Here is a 19590-nt window from a genome sequence, read left to right as displayed (position 1 = left end):
ATCGGCAGTATTGGCAGATAACCTGTGCTCTTGCGGCACACGCACGTACAGACACCACAGATGGCGACCGTAAAATCCTCCTCCATGCCCACACGAAGCACCCTGCCCGCCAGCGGTGGCAGCAGGTTGCTGCGCCCCTTGCTGGCCGTGGCAGCCCTCGTGCTCGTGGCCGGTGCCAGCGTGGCGACCACCTGGATGATCACGACCCGCATGCACGAGTCGGAAACCCAGGCGCAACAGGCGCAGGCCCAGGGCCCGGATGGCCCGGTGCCCGTCACGTACAAGGCGCCGCCCGCCACGCCGGTGGCCGTGCCCGCGCCCATCTTCTTCGCGCTGGAACCCTTCACCGTCACGGTCTCGGGCCCGGCCGACGACCTGGACCGCATCCTGCACGTCGGCATCACGCTGCGCGTTGCCGACGAGCAGTCGCGCCAGCGCATCGAAAAATACCTTCCTGAAGTGCGCAGCCGCGTGCTGATGGTCCTGTCTGCCCAGCCCGCGCAAACCATCCACACGCAGCAAGGCAAGCAGGATCTGGTCGCCGCCGTCATCCAGGCCGTGTCGCGCCCCTTCTCGCCGCTGCCTGACGGCCAAGCCGTCACCGACGTCCTCTTTACCGCTTTCGTGGTGCAGTAAGCATGGCCTATGAGGCTTTCCTGTCGCAGGACGAGGTCGACGCCCTGTTGGCGGGCGTCACCGGCGAGAACGACAGTCCCGAACAGAAGCCGTCGGAACAGAACGGCGTACGCGCCTACGACCTGAGCTCCCCCGAGAGGGTCGTGCGCCGGCGCATGCAGACGCTGGAGCTGATCAACGAGCGCTTCGCGCGCCAGTTGCGCGCGCTGCTGCTGAACTTCATGCGCCGCAACGCCGACATCACCGTCGGCTCCATCCGCATCCAGAAGTACTCGGACTTCGAGCGCAACCTGCCCGTGCCGAGCAATCTGAACATGGTGCAGATGAAGCCGCTGCGCGGCACGGCGCTCTTCACCTACGACCCGAACCTGGTGTTCCTGGTCATCGACAGCATGTTCGGCGGCGATGGCCGCTACCACACGCGCGTCGAAGGCCGTGATTTCACTACCACCGAACTGCGCATCATCCGCCGTCTGCTGAACCTGACCCTCGAGAGCTACGGCCGCTCGTGGGAGCCGGTCTACCCGGTGGAGTTCGAATACGTGCGTTCGGAAATGCACACGAAATTCGCCAGCATCACGGGCAGCAACGAAGTCGTCGTGGTCACCTCGTTCCACATCGAATTCGGCGCCAGCGGCGGCGAACTGAACATCTGCCTGCCCTACTCGATGATCGAGCCGGTGCGCGATCTGCTGACCCGCCCGCTGCAGGACACGACGCTCGAGGCCGTGGACCAGCGCTGGATGCACCAGCTCAACCGCCAGATCCGCAGTGCCGACGTGGAGCTGATCGCCGAGTTCGGCTGCATTCCCTCGTCCATCCGCCAACTGCTGCGCCTGCAGGTCGGCGACGTGCTGCCCATCGACATTCCCAAGCAGATCGTCGGCTCGATCGACGGCGTGCCTGTCATGGAATGCAGCTACGGCACCCATGACGGCCAATATGCCCTGCGCGTGAATACCCTGCGCACTCAACACCTGGAAGACACCCACAAGGTCACCCCTCATGACTGACGCCAACAAAGAGCCCGATACCGCGCCGGTCTCGAATCCCGATACCGCCAAGTCGGCGAGCGACGACTGGGCCGAAGCCCTGGCCGAGCAGACTGCGAAGTCCACCCCCGCCGCCACGCAGGCCGAAGGCCTGCAGAATTCCGACGACTGGGCTGCCGCGCTGGCCGAGCAAAGCGCCGCCAGCGCGCCGGCCGCGGCACCGGCTGCCGCAGCACCGGCTGCCGCTGCCCCCGCGCCCGCCAAGCCTGCCGCCCAATCGGCCGCCAAGACCGTGTTCCAGCCGCTGTCGGCACAATCCGACGGCGTGGGTGCCGACATCGACCTCATCATGGACGTGCCCGTCCAATTGACGGTCGAGCTGGGCCGCACCCGCCTCACCATCAAGAACCTGCTCCAGCTGGGCCAGGGGTCGGTGGTGGAGCTGGATGGCCTGGCCGGCGAACCCATGGACATCTTCGTCAACGGCTACCTGATCGCCCAGGGCGAAGTCGTCGTGGTCGAAGACCGCTATGGCATCCGCCTGACCGACATCATCACCCCGTCCGAACGCATCAACCGGCTCAACACCCGCCGCTGATCGCAAGCCGCCATGACCGAGACCGCACTCATACGCGTCGTCGTCGGGCTGTTGCTGGTCGTCGCCACGATACTGTCGCTCGCCTGGCTGGCGCGCCGCTCGGGCCTTCTGGCCCGGGGCGCGCCCGGCCTGCTCAAGAACGTCGCCACGCTGACCCTGGGTCCGCGCAATCACGTCACCGTCATCCAGGTCGATGAAACCTGGCTCGTGGTGGGCGTCACCAACACCCAGATGACCCTGCTGCACACGCAGCCCGCACGTCCGCTGGAGTCCGGCGACGCCACCGCCGCCGCCACCACGGCCGCCGCGCCTTTCGCCGAGAAGCTCGCCCGCGCCTTGCAGCGCAAGCCCTGACCCTGTTCATCGGGGCGCACTGCCACTTTCCCGCCTGGACATGACCGCCCTCGCCCGCCGTATGCCTACTCCTCGCCGCGGACTCGCTCCGTTGCTCGCCCTGCTGGCCTTGCTGGCTGCCTTCCTGCTGCCCTGGGCCGCGCAGGCCCAGGCCACGCTGCCAGCCATCACCGCCACGCCGGGTCCTGGCGGCAGTTCGACGTATTCGTTCAGCATGCAGACCCTGCTGCTGCTCACGATGCTGTCCTTCCTGCCGGCCATGCTGCTGATGATGACCGGCTTCACCCGCATCATCATCGTGCTGGGCCTGCTGCGCAACGCCATGGGCACCAACACCACGCCGCCCAATCACGTGCTGATCGGCCTGGCGCTGTTCCTGACCTTCTACACGATGTCGCCGGTCTTCGACCGCATCTACGCCGAGGCCTACCAGCCGCTGTCGGCAGGCACCATTTCCTTCGAGGTCGCCGTCGAACGCGGCGCCGTGCCGCTGCGCGACTTCATGATGAAGCAGACCCGTGAAACCGACCTGGCGCTCTTTGCCGACATGGCGGGCATCCCGGCCATGGAGGGCCCCGAAGCGGTGCCCATGCGCGTCCTGGTGCCGGCCTTCATCACCAGCGAACTGAAGACGGCGTTCCAGATAGGGTTCAGCATCTTCATCCCCTTCCTGATCATCGACCTGGTGGTGGCCAGCGTGATGATGGCGCTGGGCATGATGATGGTGCCGCCCATCACGATCGCCCTGCCCTTCAAGCTGATGCTCTTCGTACTGGCCGACGGCTGGAACCTGCTGCTGGGTTCACTGGCGCGCAGTTTCTACCAATAGCTTCCGCAGGATCGCCCCGCGATGGATTCCCAATTCGTCATGACGCTCGCCTACCAGGCGATGAAGATCACCCTGGCCATGGCCGGCCCCCTGCTGCTGATCACGCTGGCCGTCGGCCTGCTGATCAGCATCTTCCAGGCCGCCACCCAGATCAATGAAATGACGCTGTCTTTCATTCCCAAGCTGCTGGCCATGTGCGCGGCGCTGGTGCTGCTGGGTCCTTGGCTGATCACCATGATGACGGACTACATCCGCCAGGTGCTCCAGCAGATCCCCAGCCTGGTTTCCTGACCGGGCGCGCCACCGGCATCCCATGCTGTCCTTCACGCTCGAACAGCTTTATGGCTGGCTGGGCCAGTTCATGTGGCCTTTCGTGCGCATGCTGGCGCTGATCGGCACCGCGCCGCTGTTCAGCGAATCCACGATTCCCGCCCGCGTCAAAGTCGGCCTGGCCGCCATGCTGGCCATGGCCGTCTCGCCGGCCATAGCCATCCCCGACGTTTCCCCCGGCTCCTATGACGCGGTCTGGCTGATCATCCAGCAGGTGCTCATCGGCATCTCGATGGGCCTGACCATGCGCGTGGTCTTCGCCGCCGTGCAGGCGGCCGGCGAGCTGGTCGGCCTGCAGATGGGCCTGTCCTTCGCCTCGTTCTTCGACCCCTCCATGGGCGCCAACACGGCCGTGCTCTCGCGTCTCTTCAACGTCTTCGCCATGTTGTTGTTCCTGGCGCTGGACGGCCACCTGCTGCTGTTGGCCACGCTCGTGCGCTCCTTCGACACCCTGCCCATCTCGGCGGGCCCGCTGGACGTCAACGGCTGGGGCGTGCTGACGGAATGGGGCTCGCAGATCCTGATGTCCGGCCTGCTGCTGGCGCTGCCCCTCATCACGGTGCTGCTGACCGGCAACCTGGCCATGGGCATCCTGAACCGCACGGTGCCGCAGATGTCGGTGTTCGCGGTGGGCTTCCCCATCAGCCTGACGGTGGGCCTCGTGATCCTGATGGTGGTCCTGCCGCAGACCACGCCCTTCATCGAGCGCATGATCATGAGCGGCTTCGAAACCATGAGCCGCGTCGTGGACGGACTGGCCGGACGCTAGCGGCGCCGCCCAGTCCTTGCCGTCTTTACTGCTGGCGAGACTCGATCCGGAACACCCGGATGGCGTTGCGCAGCTCCTGGGCCTGGCTCGACAGCTCGGTCACCGTGCCGCCCAGTTGCTGGACCAGCGCGGCATTCTGCTGCGTGACGCCGTCCATCTGCGCGACCACGCGGTTGACCTGCTCGATGCCTGTCGATTGCTCGTCGGACGCCGCGGAGATCTCGCTGATGATGTCCGTCACGCGGCGCACCGAATCCACGATTTCCTGCATCGTGTCGCCCGCTTCGGATGCCTGCGTCGAGCCTTCGCCCACGCGCTGGACCGAATCCTCGATGAGACCCTTGATCTCCTTGGCCGCCTGCGCGCTCTTTTGCGCCAGGCTGCGCACCTCGCCCGCGACCACCGCGAAGCCCTTGCCGGACTCGCCCGCGCGCGCCGCCTCGACCGCGGCATTCAACGCCAGGATGTTGGTCTGGAAGGCAATGCCTTCGATGATCGTGACGATCTCGGCAATCTTGTTCGAACTCTGCGAGATGCCCTGCATGGTGTCCACCACGCGCCCCACCGCCTGGCCGCCGCGCCGGGCGACTTCCATGCTGGTGGCGGCCAGCGCGTTGGCCTGGCGTGCGCTGTCTGCGTTCTGGCGCACCGTCGAGGTCAACTCTTCCATGCTGGCGGCAGTCTGCTCCAGCGACGCCGCCTGCTCCTCGGTACGGCGCGACAGATCGGTGTTGCCCTGCAGGATGCCGCCGGCGGCCTGCGTGGTGCCGGCAATGCCGCGATAGACGTCATGCGCGATGCCCAGCAGGCTCTTGCGCATCATGTCCAGGTAGAACTGAAGGCGGGCGACCTCGTCGGTGCCCTCGTGATCGATGCGCATGGCCAGGTTGCCCGCGGCAATCTGGCGCGCCACGCCTGCGGCATCGCGCAGGGGCGCCAGCACCGAACGTCCCAGGCGCAGCGAATGGAGATAGATCACGGCGATACCGGCAACCGTGGCGCCCACCAGCAGGCCTGCCGACGTCGTGCCCAGGCTGTCCCAGGCTTGCGCCAGGCCAGCGGCGCAAGCGCCGGCGAACAAGGCCGACGACAGCGTCGCCTGGCGAAACAGGCGGCTGCGCAGCCCTGACTGGAAGGGAAAGGCCAGCACGCCGCCCAGGCGGCGCAAGCCGGTGGCCTCGACCTTGCCTCGGTGCAGCCGCACGCCGCGCGCCGTGCCGCCATTGATGCGGGCATACAAGGCTTCAGCGGCCTCGACCTGCTCACGGGCGGGTTGCACGCGCACGGAGGTATAGCCCGTGATCTCGCCTTCCTCGATGATCGGGGTGACCGTGGCCAGCACCCAGTAGAAGCTGCCGTCCTTGCAGCGATTCTTGACCACGCCGCCCCACGAGGCGCCAGACGTCAGCGTCTCCCACATGTCGGCATAGGCTGCCGGCGGCATATCGGGATGACGCACGATGTTGTGCGGCGAACCGAGCAATTCGCTCAACGCAAAGCCGCTGATGGCCACGAACGCGGGATTCGCGTAGGTGATGATGCCTTTGGTATCGGTTCGGGAGATCAGGTACTGGTCTTCGCGGACCAGCACTTCATTGTCATAGACAGGCAAATTCTTGCGCACGGGACTCTCTTCCAGGTTGCGGGAGATGTACTGGTGTGGCTAAGTACCTATCGCACGTCCCCTTGCAGGACGCGCATCACCGCTTGCAAAGCCACAACCACAACCGCCCCCCCTTTGAGCGATTGTGGCCTTGCAGAACCTAGAACCCGCTAGGCGCCAGCCAGTGCGGGCATGCCGTCATCGGCACCCGGGCTTGGACGTTGCGCCCCCAGCTGGGCACGCACGTCGATCACTTCACCGCCTTGCAGGCGGAACACGGCCACGGCTTCGGCAAGCTTGACCGCCTGCTCCTGCAGCGAGCCCGCGGCGGCGGCGGCTTCTTCCACCAGCGCGGCGTTCTGTTGCGTCACTTCATCCATCTGCGTGACCGCACGGTTCACCTGCTCGATGCCGGTCGACTGCTCCTGCGAGGCCGCCGAGATCTCGCCCATGATGTCCGTCACGCGCTTGACCGACTGCACGACCTCCTGCATGGTCGCGCCAGCGCGCTCGACCTGCTGCGAGCCCGCGCCCACCTTGCTGACCGAGTCTTCGATCAGGCCCTTGATTTCCTTGGCCGCCTGCGCGCTGCGCTGCGCCAGCGAGCGCACTTCGCCCGCCACCACCGCGAAGCCCTTGCCCTGTTCGCCGGCGCGGGCGGCTTCCACCGCCGCGTTCAGCGCCAGGATGTTGGTCTGGAACGCAATGCCGTCGATGACCGACACGATTTCCGAGATCTTCTTCGAGCTGGCGGAGATGGCCTGCATCGTGCCGACCACTTCCGACACGGCCGCGCCACCGCGATGCGCGACCTCCATGCTGCTGGCAGCCAGCTGGTTGGCCTGGCGGGCGTTGTCGGCGTTCTGGCGCACGGTGCCGGCCAACTCTTCCATGCTGGCGGCAGTTTCTTCCAGCGAGGCGGCCTGCTGCTCGGTGCGGCTGCTCAGGTCGGTGTTGCCGGCCGAGATTTCACGCGCGCCCACGTTGATTTCATCCACGCCATGGCGCACGGCAGCCACGGTGCGGGTCAGGCTTTCCTGCATGCGGCGCAGCGCGGCGAACAGCTGGCCGATTTCGTTGTTGGAGCGATTGTCCACGCGCTGCGTCAGGTCGCCCGCCGCGATGCGGTCGAACAAATGGCCGGCGCGCACCAGCGGCTTGACGATCACGCGGCCGAACACGACGCGCATCAGGATCATCAGCAGGATCGCCAGCACGACCGAGGCGCCCACGGCAGCCAAGCCGATCTGGAAGTTGCGCTGGGCTTGTTCGGCGATCTTGGCCTGCTCGCGGTCGATGTAGTCCGAGAAGGCGCGAATGGCCTCGACGAATGCCGCGCTGCGCGGCGTGCCGTACTGCGTGTTGACCATGTAGAAGGTCGAATAGTCCTGGCTGGCCAGGGCCTCCACCATCGTGTCGACGCCATCGTCCAGGTAAGCGCGGTAGCGGCGCACCAGGTTCATGGACACCTGGCGGCCCGCCTCGTCTTCCAGCATGTTCTTCTGGAAATCGCTAAAGCTTTCGCGCACGGAATCCAGGCGCTTCTTCGCGTCATTGAGCGCGTTCGTGGCGTCTTGCGCGGTGGCCATGCCGGCGCCGGATTCCTGCTGGAAACGTGCCGCGACCATCAGGCCCACGCGGGCCTCAAGCATGTTGCTGTTGATCACCTGCACCTGGTTGTAACGCTGGGTCAGGCTGGCCTGGTAGTTCAGGTCCTTGGCGTTCTGGTCCAGGAAGAAGGCAGCCAATGCGCCCACGCCCGCGATCATCAGCGTGAACAGGCCCAGCACCAACATTATCAGGGAGCCGACACGCACGTCACGCAAACTCCCCCGGCGTGTCTTGGCCGCGACGGGCTTCTTGGCCTTGGCGTTCCGCTTCTCGGGGGCTGGCGTATGTTCTGCGTGCGTTGTCATGATTTTCTCCGCTTGGCCGTTGCCGGAATGGCATGCCCCGCCGCTCGCGCGGCGCGGATCCCCTCCGGCGCAGTGCTGGACTTTAGTTGTAGGCTCCGGTGCCCAGCAGTTTCTGACGCTGCCATGGCTCCAGGAGGATATTGTTGGTATCGACCAGCCTGATGAGTCGACCGTCAGGGCCGAAAAGCAGCATGGCTTCCTTGCGGTGGTACAGACCGTCGGTCACGAAACTGACCTTGAAAGCCCAGCGGGCAAGGCTGGTGCCATCCCCCTGGGAATAGATATCGGCAGGCTGTCCGCCCAGCGCAACCTTGGCGTCGAAGAGCGTGCTCTGCCCCGGTGTCAGCGTGCCCAGCGCCGACTCGTCGAAGTTGTGGCCTGTGGTGGAGCAGGCCGCCAACGTCAGGACGGCCAGGCTGGCAAGGCAACGCGCGAGCGTGGGCAGCAGACGGCGCATGATCAGAACGACTCCCAATCGTCTTCCGCGGGCTGGTGACGGCGCGTGGCTGACGGGCGCAACATCGGTTCGGCGGCGGGCGGCGCCTCACGGCGCGCGGCAGGACGTTCGGTGCTGGCAGCGGGCGTGGCGGCATGGCTGGCGGCGGCACCCGCCGCCGGCTTGCTGCGCCCTGCGCGCGGCGTGAGCGGCTGTGCTGCCGGCTTCGCGCCAGCCGAGGCGGAATGGCCCGTGGTGGCGGGACGCACGGCAGCCGGACGCGCGGCGGCAGGCGCCGCTGTCGCGGACGGCAGCGCGACGGGACGCTTGCGCGGCGGTTGTGCAGGCGGCTGTTCGGGTTCGGCCGGAGCCGGAGCCGGGGCCGCGACGGCGGCGGGCTTGTGCTCCGGCGGGCGTTCGTTGCTGACGCCCACGCGCGGCGCCTGGCGCGACGCACCGATCTGGCGGCTGCGCACGTCGATGACTTCGCCACCGCCCTGCACGCGGAACACGGCCACGGCTTCGGCAAGCTTGACCGCCTGCTCCTGCAGCGAGCCCGCGGCGGCGGCGGCTTCTTCCACCAGCGCGGCGTTCTGTTGCGTCACTTCGTCCATCTGCGTGACCGCACGGTTCACCTGCTCGATGCCGGTCGACTGCTCTTGCGAGGCCGCCGAGATCTCGCCCATGATGTCCGTCACGCGCTTGACCGACTGCACGATCTCCTGCATGGTCGCGCCAGCGCGTTCGACCTGCTGCGAGCCCGCGCCCACCTTGCTGACCGAGTCTTCGATCAGGCCCTTGATTTCCTTGGCCGCCTGCGCGCTGCGCTGCGCCAGCGAGCGCACTTCGCCCGCCACCACCGCGAAGCCCTTGCCCTGCTCGCCCGCACGCGCGGCTTCCACCGCCGCGTTCAGCGCCAGGATGTTGGTCTGGAACGCAATGCCGTCGATGACTGACACGATTTCCGAGATCTTCTTCGAGCTGGCGGAGATTTCCTGCATCGTGCCGACCACTTCCGACACGGCCGAACCGCCGCGCTGGGCGACTTCCATGCTGCTGGCAGCCAGCTGGTTGGCCTGGCGGGCATTGTCGGCGTTCTGGCGCACGGTGCCGGCCAACTGTTCCATGCTGGCGGCGGTTTCTTCCAGCGAGGCGGCCTGCTGCTCGGTGCGGCTGCTCAGGTCGGTGTTGCCGGCCGAGATCTCACGCGCGCCCACGTTGATTTCATCCACGCCCGTGCGCACGGCCGTCACGGTGCGCGTCAGGCTTTCCTGCATGCGGCGCAGCGCGGCGAACAGCTGGCCGATTTCATTGTTGGAACGCGCTTCCACGCGCTGCGTCAGGTCGCCTGCGGCAATGCGATCGAACAGGTTGCCCGCGCGCTGCAGCGGACGAAGCAGCTGGCGGTTCAGGAACATGTACGAGCCCACGATGCTCAGCACGATAAGCACCGCCAGCGCCACCAGCACGATGTCCATCATCCGGGCACGCTGCTCCGACGCGGTGACGAAGCTGTCGCTGCGTCCGTTGGCGTAGGTTTCGAAGGCGTCCAGCGAACGGATCAGCGCGGCGCTGGCCTGCGTGGCGTCCTGCGTCTTGATCTGCAGGTATTTTGCCTGGTCATTGGCCGCCGCGGCCTGGCCCATGTTCTCCACCGACGCGGCATAGGCAGCGAAATCGCGCGCCAGCGCGGTCTCGACCTGCCTGGCGTTTTCCGTCAGCTTGGGCGAGCCTTGATAGCTGGCGAAACTCTTGCGCGCGTCGGCCAGCAGCGTGGTGGCCGCCTGGGCTTCGGTGCGCGCGGTCTGCGCGCTGATGGCGTTGATCGAGGAGTCGATGCGGATCACCGCGCGCAGCACGCCGACATAGGCCTTGCGCACGTCCTGGAGCTGATGCAGCGACACGCGCTCCAGGTTCTTGATGTCCGCACTGCCACCCTTGACGCTGTACCAGCCCAATACCGTGACGCCCAGCGCCAGAATGGACATGAACGACAGAACCAGCAGCAGGCCGGTCCGGACTTTGAGGTTGGAGAACATGGTTGCTTCGACGCGCCTTAGGGAAAGTCCGCCTCTCGAGGGCGGACTGGACTGGATACGGCAGGAATCAGTTCTGGGTGGCGAAAAGGCTGGTGTTCTGGATCTTGCGGAAGGCCAGCGTGGCAGCTTCCAGCGCGGCCTGGCGCAGGGTGAGCTGCGACGACGCGGAGTAGTAATCCACGTTTTCCAGGCTGGACAGCTGTTCCTTGTAGTTCAGGTTGCGCAGGTTGCCATTGGCATCCAGCGAGTCCAGCTCGGCCATGCGCGTGCCGCCCGCGGCGCGCACGGTCAGGATGTTGTCGTAGTTGACGGCCAGGCGCTGCGACACCGACGCCAGCACGTTGTTCAGACGGGCCTGGGCGACGGGGTCACCGTCGGCCGGCGTTTCCAGGGCCTTGATGACATCATCCAGCGACTTGAACAGATCCACGTCGGCGTTCTGGACTTGATCCGCCCGGAAGCTGTCGCCGGCCACCGGCGTGCCGGTCAACTTGATGTTCACACCGCCCAGGTCGAGCGTGCCGCCGCCGGTGTAGGCGACGGGCGCACCCGTCGTCTCGGCATTCGTGGCGGGATCGATCACGGTGACCGTGTATTCCAGGGGATCGCCCGCGAAGTCCACGCGGAAGTTCATGCCGGCGTTGGCATGCGTGGGGTCGGTCACCTGCGGCGTGCTGATCAGGCCCGTGCCGTTGTTGGCGGCGTTGGACGAGGTCAGGTAGATCTGCGATCCCGGCGAGGCACGGTTGAAGATGTCCGAACCGACGTGGGCGCTGTCCATCTGGCGGGTCTGGTCGACCTGGATGAGACGCGAGCCGGTGTCGCCGTGATAGGTCACCACGCCGGTCGCCTCGTCGAGCGAGTACGGCTGGGTGTCGCCACGATGGCCCGAGAACAGGTACTGGCCGTTGCCGTCGGTGGCATTGGCCTGCGACAGCAGGTTCTCGCGGGCAACGCGCAGCACGTTGGCGAGCGAGGCGCGGTCGGTATCGGTATAGATGTTGCCTGCCTGGACGATCGTCGTGCGGACATCCTGCATCGCGCGCGTCACCGAATCCAGCGTGTTTTCCGCCAGCGCCAGATTCTGGTTGGCCACGTTGCGATTGGTCGCGTAACGCAGGTTCATCGACTCGGTCTGAGCGATGTTGATCGTCTGCGACGACGCCAGGGGATCGTCAGCCGGCGACACCAGGCGGCGGCCCGTGCCGATCTGCTGGAACAGATGCATCAGGTCGGACTGCTGGGCATTCATCGTGTCGATGCCGGTACGGAACAATTGAGTCGTGCTGATACGCATGATGGCTGGCCAGTGATCTGAATGACGCGATAAAGGGAGAGACGTGTCGGTCCGGGGGTCGGCTGAGCGGCCGCTTAGCTGCGCAGGCCCAGCAGGGTGTCGAACAACTGGCTGCCCACGTCGATGAGACGGGACGCCGCGCGATACTGCTGCTGGTAGCGATCCAGGTTGACGTACTCTTCGTCCAGGTTGACACCCGAATACGCCTGCTGGGCAGCGTAGTTCTGCGTGATCAGGTTGCTCTGCGCCTTGGCGGCGGTGGCGTTCTGCTGCGTCTGCACACCCACCTTGTTCACGATCTGCGCGAAGGCTTCGTTGATGTTCAACGTGCCGTTGCCCAGAATCTTCTTGGTCTGCAGTTCCGACAGCGCCAGGGCGTTCTTGCCGTTGGCCGAACCGCCCTCGGCATCCGCGGCGGCGATCTTGGCGGGATCCGTAATGGCCAGCCCCAGGTCGGCGGCGGCATTGCGCGTGGGCTGGACCACCCAGCTGTCGCCGGGTTGCGGCACGCCGGCCCCCAGCGTGAACTGCAGGCCGTCAATCAGTTGGGGCGGCGTGGCGCTCAGCGCCGAGCCGTCGCCCGAATACATGGGCGTGTTTTCCGGCAGGCGCGTGATGTGATAGTTCGCGCCATCGTAGCTGACCTTGTAGTCCTTGCCGGTCAGCGCGTTGGCGTCGGCGAAGGCCACCTGCACCTCCTGGCTGCCCGCGTTGTTGGCATTGGTCTTGACGGTGGGGATGCCCAGCGAGAAGAAATCGCCGCCGGCGATACCGTTGGCGTCCAGGCCCTGGCGATGCTGCGCGTTGTAAGCCGACGCCAGGCCCACGGCCATGCGGCCCAGGTCGTTCTGGATGACGTCCAGCGATTCGGCACGGTACTTCAGCAGGCCGCCCAACTGGCCGCCGTCGAGCATGCCATCCTGCAGCTCGACCGTGATCGTCTGGCCCGCGGTGCCAGGCGTGGTGAACGCCACGACGGTGCGCGAGGGGTCGTCGGCCGAGGCGACGGCTTGCAGCGGGTACTGCTTGCCGCCCGACAGCACGGCCTGGCCGTTGCCGATGGTCAGGTTGAAGTTGTCGCCCTGCTCCGACACGTTGACCTTGGCCAGGATGTTCAACTCGGCGACCAGCTGGTCGCGCTGGTCATACAGGTCGTTGGGCGGCTGGCCGTTGGACGACGCCTTGGCCGTGGTGATCTGCTTGTTCAGGTCCTCGATGCGCGCGACATAGCTGTTGATCTGGTCGACGGTCGTGGAAATCTGGGTGTTCAGGCCTTCGCGCTGGTTCTGCAGGAAGCGGTTGGCCTCATTGATCTGGGTGACCAGATTGTTGGCCTGTCCGATCATTTCCTGGCGGGCGGCGGGGTCGGCGGGCGCCGACGCCACGGCTTGCGTGCCTTCGAAGAATTTCTGCAGGGCAGGCGCCACGCCCACGGTACGGTCGGCCAGCAGGTTGTTGACCTGCGCGATCTGGCCACCGAAAGACAGCAGCGCCGACCCGTGCGACTGGGCGGAGGTCAGCTGGCGATACAGGAAACCGTCGTACGAACGCTGGACCGTGTCGACCAGCACGCCGCGGCCAAAGAAGCCGGCGCTGGTGGCGGTGCCGCCAGCAGTCGAGACCATCACGCGCTGGCGGTTGTAGCCCTCGGTGTCGGCATTGGCGATGTTGTGGCCGGTGGTATTCAGGCGAGCCTGCGAGGCGGTCAAGCCGGAAAGTCCGAGGTTGTACAGGTTCATGTTGCGATCGCTCTGTGCAGAATGGGGGGCGTATCCGTGGCGTGCCCGGGAAAAACGGGCCTCAGGCAATTAACGGCAAAGATTCGGACTTATTTAGTCTCCGGCCTTACCAAAAATGACGATTTCCAAAACCGGCACGGTCCTAGACCGAGCCGCCGAACTGCCCCATGACGCCGATCAGCTTGTCCGCGTAGTTGGGGTCGGTGGCATAACCCGCCTGCTGGATGCGCCAGGCTGCCTCGACTTCGTTGCGCGCCTGCGTCACGCGCTCGTAGCGCGGGCTGTTGCCGATGAGGCGGGCATAGTCCGAGAATGCCTCTTCATAGGAGCCATAGGCACGGAAGGCCTGCACCATCTTCTGGGGCTTGCCGTCGACATATTCCGTCGTGACCACTTCGGCCACCTTGCCGGTCCAGCCACCCGTGGCCTTGATACCGAAGACGTTGTAGCTGGGACGTCCATCGCTGTGCAGGATCTCGCGCCTGCCCCAACCCGACTCCAGGGCAGCCTGGCCCAGGATCAGGCGGGCCGGCACGCCCGAGGCGTTGGCGGCGCGGCGCGCCGGCTCCGCCATACGGTTGACGAAATCCACCACATGGGAAGGCGCGCCCGAAGGCGGCTTCACCGGCTCGGCTTCCGCCGGGCGGCCGCCGCGCGACAGGCGATCGATCATCGCGGCGACGTCGCCGCGCACGTTGGGGCCTTGCGAGGTGTCCACGCCCAGCCGGGAAGTCAGGCCAGGCAGGCGGGAATTGTTGACTTCGGGCGCCAGCAACGGCGCAGTGTCCAGGGCGGCGTCAGGCGCCCCACCCTGGTTCGCGCGGATCTGCTGCAGGATGGCCTGGGCCAGGCCGATGCCAGGCGATGCCAGCTCCAGCGCCAGCTGCTCGTCGGCCATGGACTGGGCCAGCCGCGTCTGATCGCTGTCGAACATGCCGTCGCGCGGCGTCGCCTCGCGCATGCGCTTGATCATCATCTGCAGGAAGAGCGCCTCGAACTGGCGGGCGACCTCTTTCTGCTGCTCGCTCTTGGGGCCGCCCTCGCGCGTGACCTGGTGCTTCAGGCTGTCCAGGCTGCGCGAGTCGAAGGCCAGGGGCTGGCCGGCGGTAGGCAGGGCGTTGTATTGCGGCATGGCCATGACGGTGCGATCCCTTAGATGATCTCGAGATCGGCCCGCAGGGCGCCGGCGCTCTTCATGGCCTGAAGGATGGAAAGCAGATCCTGCGGCGTGGCACCCAGTGCATTCAAGGCGCGGACGACGTCAGCCAGGTTCGCGCTGGTCTGCACGCGCTGCAGACCGCCGCCTTCCTGGCGCAGTTCGATCTGGGTGTTCGGCACCACCACGGTCTGGCCGCCGCCAAAGGGCGTATCCGGCTGGCTGACCTGGTTCTCGCGGTTGATGATGACCGACAGGTTGCCGTGGGCAATGGCGGCCTCTTCGATCATGACAGTGCGGTTCATGACCACCGAACCGGTACGGGCGTTGATGATGACCTTGGCGCCGATGGGCGCGCGGGTGACCTGGAGGTTCTCGACGCGGGACAGGAAGGCCGTCTGCTGCGCGGGATCCAGCGGTCCGCGGATGGCGACGACCCGCGCGTCCAGGGCCTGGGCGGTATTCGCGCCGAACTGGCGGTTCAGCGCGTCGACGGCGTTCTGCGTCGTGCCGAAATCGTTGGTGTTCATTTCAAGGTAGATCAGGCCATCGCGCGAGATCGTCGTGGGCACCGAGCGCTCGATGATGGCGCCATTGCTGATGCGCCCGCCGTTCAGCTGGTTGACCTGCACGCTGGAACCGCCGGCCTCGGCGCCCGCGCCGCCCACCAGCAGGTTGCCCTGTGCAATGGCGTAGACCTGGCCATCGGCGCCCTTCAAGGGGGTCATGAGCAGCGTGCCGCCACGCAGGCTCTTGGCGTTACCCATGGACGACACCACCACGTCCACGGTCTGTCCGGGACGCGCAAAGGCAGGCAGCGACGCCGTGACCATGACCGCGGCCACGTTCTTCAGCTGCATGTTGGAGCCTTGCGGCACCGTGATCCCCAGCTGCGACAGCATGTTGGTCAGGCTTTGTTGCGTGAACGGCGTCTGGCGCACCTGGTCGCCGCTGCCGTCCAGCCCCACCACCAGGCCGTAGCCCAGCAGCTGGTTGGCGCGCACGCCCTGGATCGAGGCCAGGTCCTTCAGGCGCTCGGCTTGCGCCAGTCCCGGCAGGACCGCCACGGCAAGCAGGCAAGCCAGCGCAGCCAGCTTGCGAGACAGAGAGAGAGCGGTCGGCATCGGGAAAGTCATGGATCAGAACGGCGAGATATTCAGGAAGAAACGCTGCAGCCAGCCCATGGTCTGGACTTCGTCCATGGTGCCCTTGCTGCGGTATTCGATGCGTGCGTCGGCCACCTGGATGGACGACACGGTGCCGGCGCCCGTGATGGAACGCGGATCGACGACACCCGAGAAGCGCACGTACTCGCTGCCACGGTTGATGGCGATCTGCTTTTCGCCGGCGACCTGCAGGTTGCCGTTGGGCAGCACGCCGATCACCGTGGTGGTGATGGTGCCGGTAAACGTGTTGTTCGCGCTGCTGTTGCCCGTGCCGGCGGCCGTGTTCGCACCCGAGAAATCGGCGTTCTGCTGGGCGCCCAGCCAGCTGGGCGCAATGGCCGGCACCGCGTTCAGGCCCAGCGTGGCGGCGCCCGTACGATTGGTGTTGGTGGCGACGGCCTTGGCGGCGTTCATCCGCTCGTTCAGCACGATGGTCACGACATCGCCCGCGTTGCGAGGACGGCGGTCCTCGAAGAGCGGATAGTTGCCGTAGACGATGGGCTGGTAGATGGAGCCGTTGGGCACCGCGGCCGGCATGACCGGCGGCGGCGGCGGCGCCGTCAAGGGGCCGGTCACGATGGGCTCGGGCGGAATCAGCGCGCAGCCGGCCGCCAGCGACAAGGTCGCCATCGCCACCGCCACGCGCGCGAACGAACGAATGATCATATCTGCGCCAGGCGAGCCAGCATCTGGTCGGAGGTTTGCACGGCCTTGCTGTTCATTTCGTAGGCACGCTGGGTCGTGATCATGTTGACCAGCTCTTCCGCCACGTTGACGTTCGAGGTTTCGACGTATTCGTGCATCAGCAGGCCGGCGCCATCCAGGCCGGGTTGCAGCGCGTTGGCGGGCCCCGAGGAGTCGGTCTCGACGTACAGGTTCTCGCCCATGCTTTGCAGGCCGGTCGGATTGATGAAGGTCGACACCTGCAGCTGGCCGATCTGGACGCTGGTGCCGGCGGCGCCGGGCTGGGTCACGGACACCACGCCGTCGCGGGCGATGGTGACCTTCAGCGCGTTGTCGGGCACGTTGATGGGCGGCTGGATGACATAGCCGCCGGCCGTGGTCAGCTGGCCGTTCTGGTCGACCTGCAGCGCGCCGTCACGCGTGTAGGCCAGCGTGCCGTCGGGCATTTCGACTTCGAAGAAGCCCTTGCCCTGGATCGCCACGTCCAGTTCGCCGCCGGCCTTCAGGTCGCCCTGGGTGTGGATGCGCTGCGTGGCAACCGTGCGCACGCCGGTACCGACCTGCAGGCCCGAAGGCAGCTGGTTGGCGGGACCGACCTGGGCGCCGGGCTGGCGCAGGGTCTGGTACATCAGGTCCTCGAACACGGCGCGCGTGCGCTTGAAGCCGTTCGTGCTGACGTTGGCCAGGTTGTTGGAAATGACGTCCATCTGGGTCTGCTGGGTTTCCAGACCGGTCTTCGAGATCCAGAGCGAACGGATCATGGCGGTGCTCCTGGGCCCGGCGCCTGGGGCGCCCGGCGGTTGAGGTTGTCTTGACGCTTGACTTACTGACTGGCGGAAAGGATGCCGTTCGCGCGCGACGCGTTCTCGCTGGCGCTCGAGATCACCTTCATCTGCATTTCATAGCGGCGGGCGTTGTCGATCATGCCGACCATCGATTCCACCGTGTTCACGTTGCTGCCTTCCAGGCCGCCCGAGATGACCCGAACGAGCGGATCCTGGGGCAGCGGCGGCGCCGGCTGGCCGTTGACCGCGGGGCGGCGGAACAGGCCGTCGTCGCCACGCACCAGCTCGGCCGCGGGCGGGTTGACCAGCTTCAACTGGCCGATCTGCTGGATGTCGGCAGGCGGGTCGCCCGCGCCCAGCGCGGTGATCGTGCCATCGCCCGCGATGGTCAGCTCGGCGCCTTCCGGCACCGCGATGACGGCGTTGTCGGCCGACAGCACCGGCTGGCCGCGCGAGTTCTGCAGCAGGCCGTTGGCGCCGACGACCAGCGCGCCGTTACGGGTATAGGCCTCGCCCTGGGGCGTCTGCACCGCCAGCCAGCCCTCGCCTTCCAGCGCCACGTCCGTCGAGCGGCCGGTCAGATTGACCGAGCCCAGGGTGGCGTTGAAGCCCGGCGTGTTGGCCACGGTGGAAATCCGCGTGCCCAGGCTGCCGTCGCCGACGATGGGAACGGCACGATACATGGCGAACTGCTCGCGGAAGCCCGTGGTATTCGCGTTGGCCATGTTGTTGCTGATCACGGACTGCTGTTCCAGCGTCCTTGCGGCACCATTCATGGCCGTGTAGATGATGCGATCCATGGCGATTAGCGGATCTGCATCAGGGTCTGCAGAACCTGATCCTGGGTCTTGATCGTCTGCGAGTTCGCCTGGTAGGTGCGCTGCGCGATGATCATGTTGACCAGTTCCTGGCTCATGTCGACGTTGGAGGCCTCGAGCGCCTGGCCCTTCAGCAGCGACATGCCGTTGCTGCCCGGCACGCCCAGCGTGGCCTGGCCCGATGCCGAGGTTTCCGTCCAGGCATTGCCGCCGACGGGCTGCAGGCCCTGCAGGTTGTTGAAGTTGGCCAGCACGATCGTGCCGACTTCCATGGTCTGGCCGTTCGTGTAGTTGGCCACCAGCGAACCGTTGGTGTCGATGGAGATGCTGGCGAACTGGCCGGTGGCGTAGCCGTCGGGCTGGATGTTGTAGCGCAGGTCACCGCCGAACTGGGTGGTGCCGGTGTAGTCCAGCGCGATCTGCAGCGGCTCGGCGGGCGAATCCACGCCGCCCGGCGCGTTGTAGGTGATGTTCGTGACCGGGGCGCTGGTCAGCACGCCGCTCTGGTTAAAGGTCATCTGGACCGGACCGCCGCCCGCGGGCACGTCCATGGCCTGGCCGTCCATGTAGTAATAGGCGTCCCATTCGCTGGAGGTCCCGGCGGTACCTTCGCGCTTGACCATGTACTGGACCAGCTGGTGGGCGTTGCCCAGCGAGTCGTAGACGGTCGACGGGACGCGGTGCGTGTAGCTGGCGGGGTTGTTCGGATCGAAGGGCGTGGCGACGACGGCCGGCACGGCGGGCGTGTAGGCCTGGTAACCCGGCTGGGCGGCCAGCGTGCCGGAGGTGATCGCGCCACCGGCGCCGATCACGATGCTGCCGCCGTTGTAGTTGCCGGCGGGAGGCGCGGTCACCCAGCTGACGGTGTTGCCGACCTGCGAGAACTGATAGACCGTGCCGTCCAGCTCCACTTCACCCGGCACGGCAGGCGTGCCCGGGGTGCCGGTCAGGCTGATGACGGGGCTGTTGGCATCCAGGTTGATGCCCATGCGCTCGGCACGCGTGGTTGCCTGCGGGGCGATGTTGCCGGTGGGAACGGTCAGTTCCACCGGGTCCATGCCCACGCCGCCCACAGGATAGCCCGTGAGACGCTGGCCCTGGGCGTTGGTGATGTAGTTGTCCTTGTCGGCGAAGAACTCACCGTTACGGGAGTACAGCACCTGGCCGCTGGCGTTGACCACGCGGAAGAAGCCCTTGGCGCCATCGATCGCGATGTCGAACTGGCCACCGGTGGTCGAGACGTTGCCCACGGTGAAGCGCTGGTTGACGGCGGCCACCTGGGTGCCCAGGCCCACGCGCGAGCTGGCGTAGACGTCGGCGAAGCTGATGCCCGAGGCCTTGAAGCCCACGGTGCCGGAGTTGGCGATGTTGTTGCCGATCACATCCAGGTTCTGCGAGGCGGCATTCAAGCCGCTAAGTCCTTGTCCGAAACCCATGTCGTAC

At 66.4% G+C, this 19590-nt stretch carries 19 protein-coding genes; 7 read left to right on the top strand and 12 right to left on the bottom strand.

Translation table 11 applies throughout. The features are described 5' to 3' along the window. The first annotated feature begins 60 nt into the window (after positions 1-60). From fliL to fliR, 7 genes are all read left to right on the top strand, one after another. A complete protein-coding gene (gene fliL / locus ODI_RS10925) occupies positions 61-636 on the top strand; it encodes a flagellar basal body-associated protein FliL (RefSeq protein ID WP_067750857.1) in 576 nt (191 codons plus the stop codon). Positions 637-638: 2 nt separating this feature from the next. Next, complete coding sequence (gene fliM / locus ODI_RS10920; RefSeq protein WP_067750860.1) at positions 639-1649, top strand: flagellar motor switch protein FliM; 1011 nt, start codon at positions 639-641, stop codon at positions 1647-1649. Next, positions 1642-2226, top strand: a complete 585-nt coding sequence (gene fliN / locus ODI_RS10915; protein ID WP_067750862.1) for a flagellar motor switch protein FliN — start codon at positions 1642-1644, stop codon at positions 2224-2226. The genes fliM and fliN overlap by 8 nt, the downstream gene beginning before the upstream one ends. 12 nt (positions 2227-2238) lie before the next feature. After that, positions 2239-2580 carry a flagellar biosynthetic protein FliO gene (fliO, locus tag ODI_RS10910; protein ID WP_067750865.1) on the top strand — a complete coding sequence of 114 codons (342 nt, stop codon included), beginning with the start codon at positions 2239-2241 and terminating at the stop codon, positions 2578-2580. A 61-nt stretch (positions 2581-2641) separates the two neighbouring features. Then, positions 2642-3409 carry a flagellar type III secretion system pore protein FliP gene (fliP, locus tag ODI_RS10905; RefSeq protein WP_162292299.1) on the top strand — a complete coding sequence of 256 codons (768 nt, stop codon included), beginning with the start codon at positions 2642-2644 and terminating at the stop codon, positions 3407-3409. Between the two features lie 21 nt (positions 3410-3430). Further along, a complete protein-coding gene (gene fliQ / locus ODI_RS10900; protein WP_067750871.1) occupies positions 3431-3700 on the top strand; it encodes a flagellar biosynthesis protein FliQ in 270 nt (89 codons plus the stop codon). 22 nt (positions 3701-3722) lie between these two features. Next, entirely contained in the window at positions 3723-4508 is a 786-nt protein-coding gene (gene fliR / locus ODI_RS10895) for a flagellar biosynthetic protein FliR (protein WP_067750874.1), read from the top strand. A gap of 25 nt (positions 4509-4533) precedes the next feature. Here the strand turns inward: fliR and ODI_RS10890 are convergent, their stop codons facing one another. The 12 genes from ODI_RS10890 to ODI_RS10835 form a co-directional block, all read right to left on the bottom strand. Further along, positions 4534-6132, bottom strand: a complete 1599-nt coding sequence (locus ODI_RS10890) for a methyl-accepting chemotaxis protein (protein ID WP_067750876.1) — start codon at positions 6130-6132, stop codon at positions 4534-4536. A gap of 149 nt (positions 6133-6281) precedes the next feature. Continuing rightward, the gene (locus ODI_RS10885; RefSeq protein ID WP_067750879.1) at positions 6282-8027 is read right to left on the bottom strand and encodes a methyl-accepting chemotaxis protein; all 1746 of its coding nucleotides are present in this window, start codon (positions 8025-8027) and stop codon (positions 6282-6284) included. Between the two features lie 82 nt (positions 8028-8109). Further along, complete coding sequence (locus ODI_RS10880) at positions 8110-8484, bottom strand: hypothetical protein (protein WP_067750882.1); 375 nt, start codon at positions 8482-8484, stop codon at positions 8110-8112. Between the two features lie 2 nt (positions 8485-8486). Then, the gene (locus tag ODI_RS10875; RefSeq protein ID WP_067750886.1) at positions 8487-10502 is read right to left on the bottom strand and encodes a methyl-accepting chemotaxis protein; all 2016 of its coding nucleotides are present in this window, start codon (positions 10500-10502) and stop codon (positions 8487-8489) included. Between the two features lie 67 nt (positions 10503-10569). Next, positions 10570-11799 (bottom strand): flagellar hook-associated protein FlgL, encoded by a 1230-nt coding sequence (flgL, locus tag ODI_RS10870; RefSeq protein ID WP_067750888.1) that lies wholly within the window; start codon positions 11797-11799, stop codon positions 10570-10572. Between the two features lie 74 nt (positions 11800-11873). Next, positions 11874-13538 (bottom strand): flagellar hook-associated protein FlgK, encoded by a 1665-nt coding sequence (gene flgK / locus ODI_RS10865; protein ID WP_067750890.1) that lies wholly within the window; start codon positions 13536-13538, stop codon positions 11874-11876. 142 nt (positions 13539-13680) lie between these two features. Beyond that, on the bottom strand, positions 13681-14676 hold the full coding sequence (gene flgJ / locus ODI_RS10860) for a flagellar assembly peptidoglycan hydrolase FlgJ (protein WP_067750893.1): 996 nt from the start codon (positions 14674-14676) through the stop codon (positions 13681-13683). A 14-nt stretch (positions 14677-14690) separates the two neighbouring features. Then, entirely contained in the window at positions 14691-15830 is a 1140-nt protein-coding gene (locus ODI_RS10855) for a flagellar basal body P-ring protein FlgI (protein WP_067750896.1), read from the bottom strand. A gap of 3 nt (positions 15831-15833) precedes the next feature. Further along, on the bottom strand, positions 15834-16526 hold the full coding sequence (locus tag ODI_RS10850; RefSeq protein ID WP_067750899.1) for a flagellar basal body L-ring protein FlgH: 693 nt from the start codon (positions 16524-16526) through the stop codon (positions 15834-15836). Next, positions 16523-17305, bottom strand: a complete 783-nt coding sequence (gene flgG, locus ODI_RS10845) for a flagellar basal-body rod protein FlgG (protein WP_067750902.1) — start codon at positions 17303-17305, stop codon at positions 16523-16525. Before flgG ends, ODI_RS10850 begins: the two co-directional genes overlap by 4 nt. Before the next feature lie 62 nt (positions 17306-17367). Then, positions 17368-18129, bottom strand: coding sequence for a flagellar basal body rod protein FlgF (locus tag ODI_RS10840; protein WP_067750905.1), 762 nt, complete (start codon positions 18127-18129; stop codon positions 17368-17370). Between the two features lie 5 nt (positions 18130-18134). Next, complete coding sequence (locus ODI_RS10835) at positions 18135-19583, bottom strand: flagellar hook-basal body complex protein (RefSeq protein ID WP_067750907.1); 1449 nt, start codon at positions 19581-19583, stop codon at positions 18135-18137. Positions 19584-19590: the final 7 nt, after the last annotated feature.

Origin of the sequence: Orrella dioscoreae (assembly GCF_900089455.2) — a bacterium.
In the GTDB taxonomy this organism is placed as follows: Bacteria; Pseudomonadota; Gammaproteobacteria; order Burkholderiales; family Burkholderiaceae_B; genus Orrella; species Orrella dioscoreae.
Note: the sequence above shows the minus strand (reverse complement) of the source record. Positions and strands in the feature narration are given on the sequence as shown.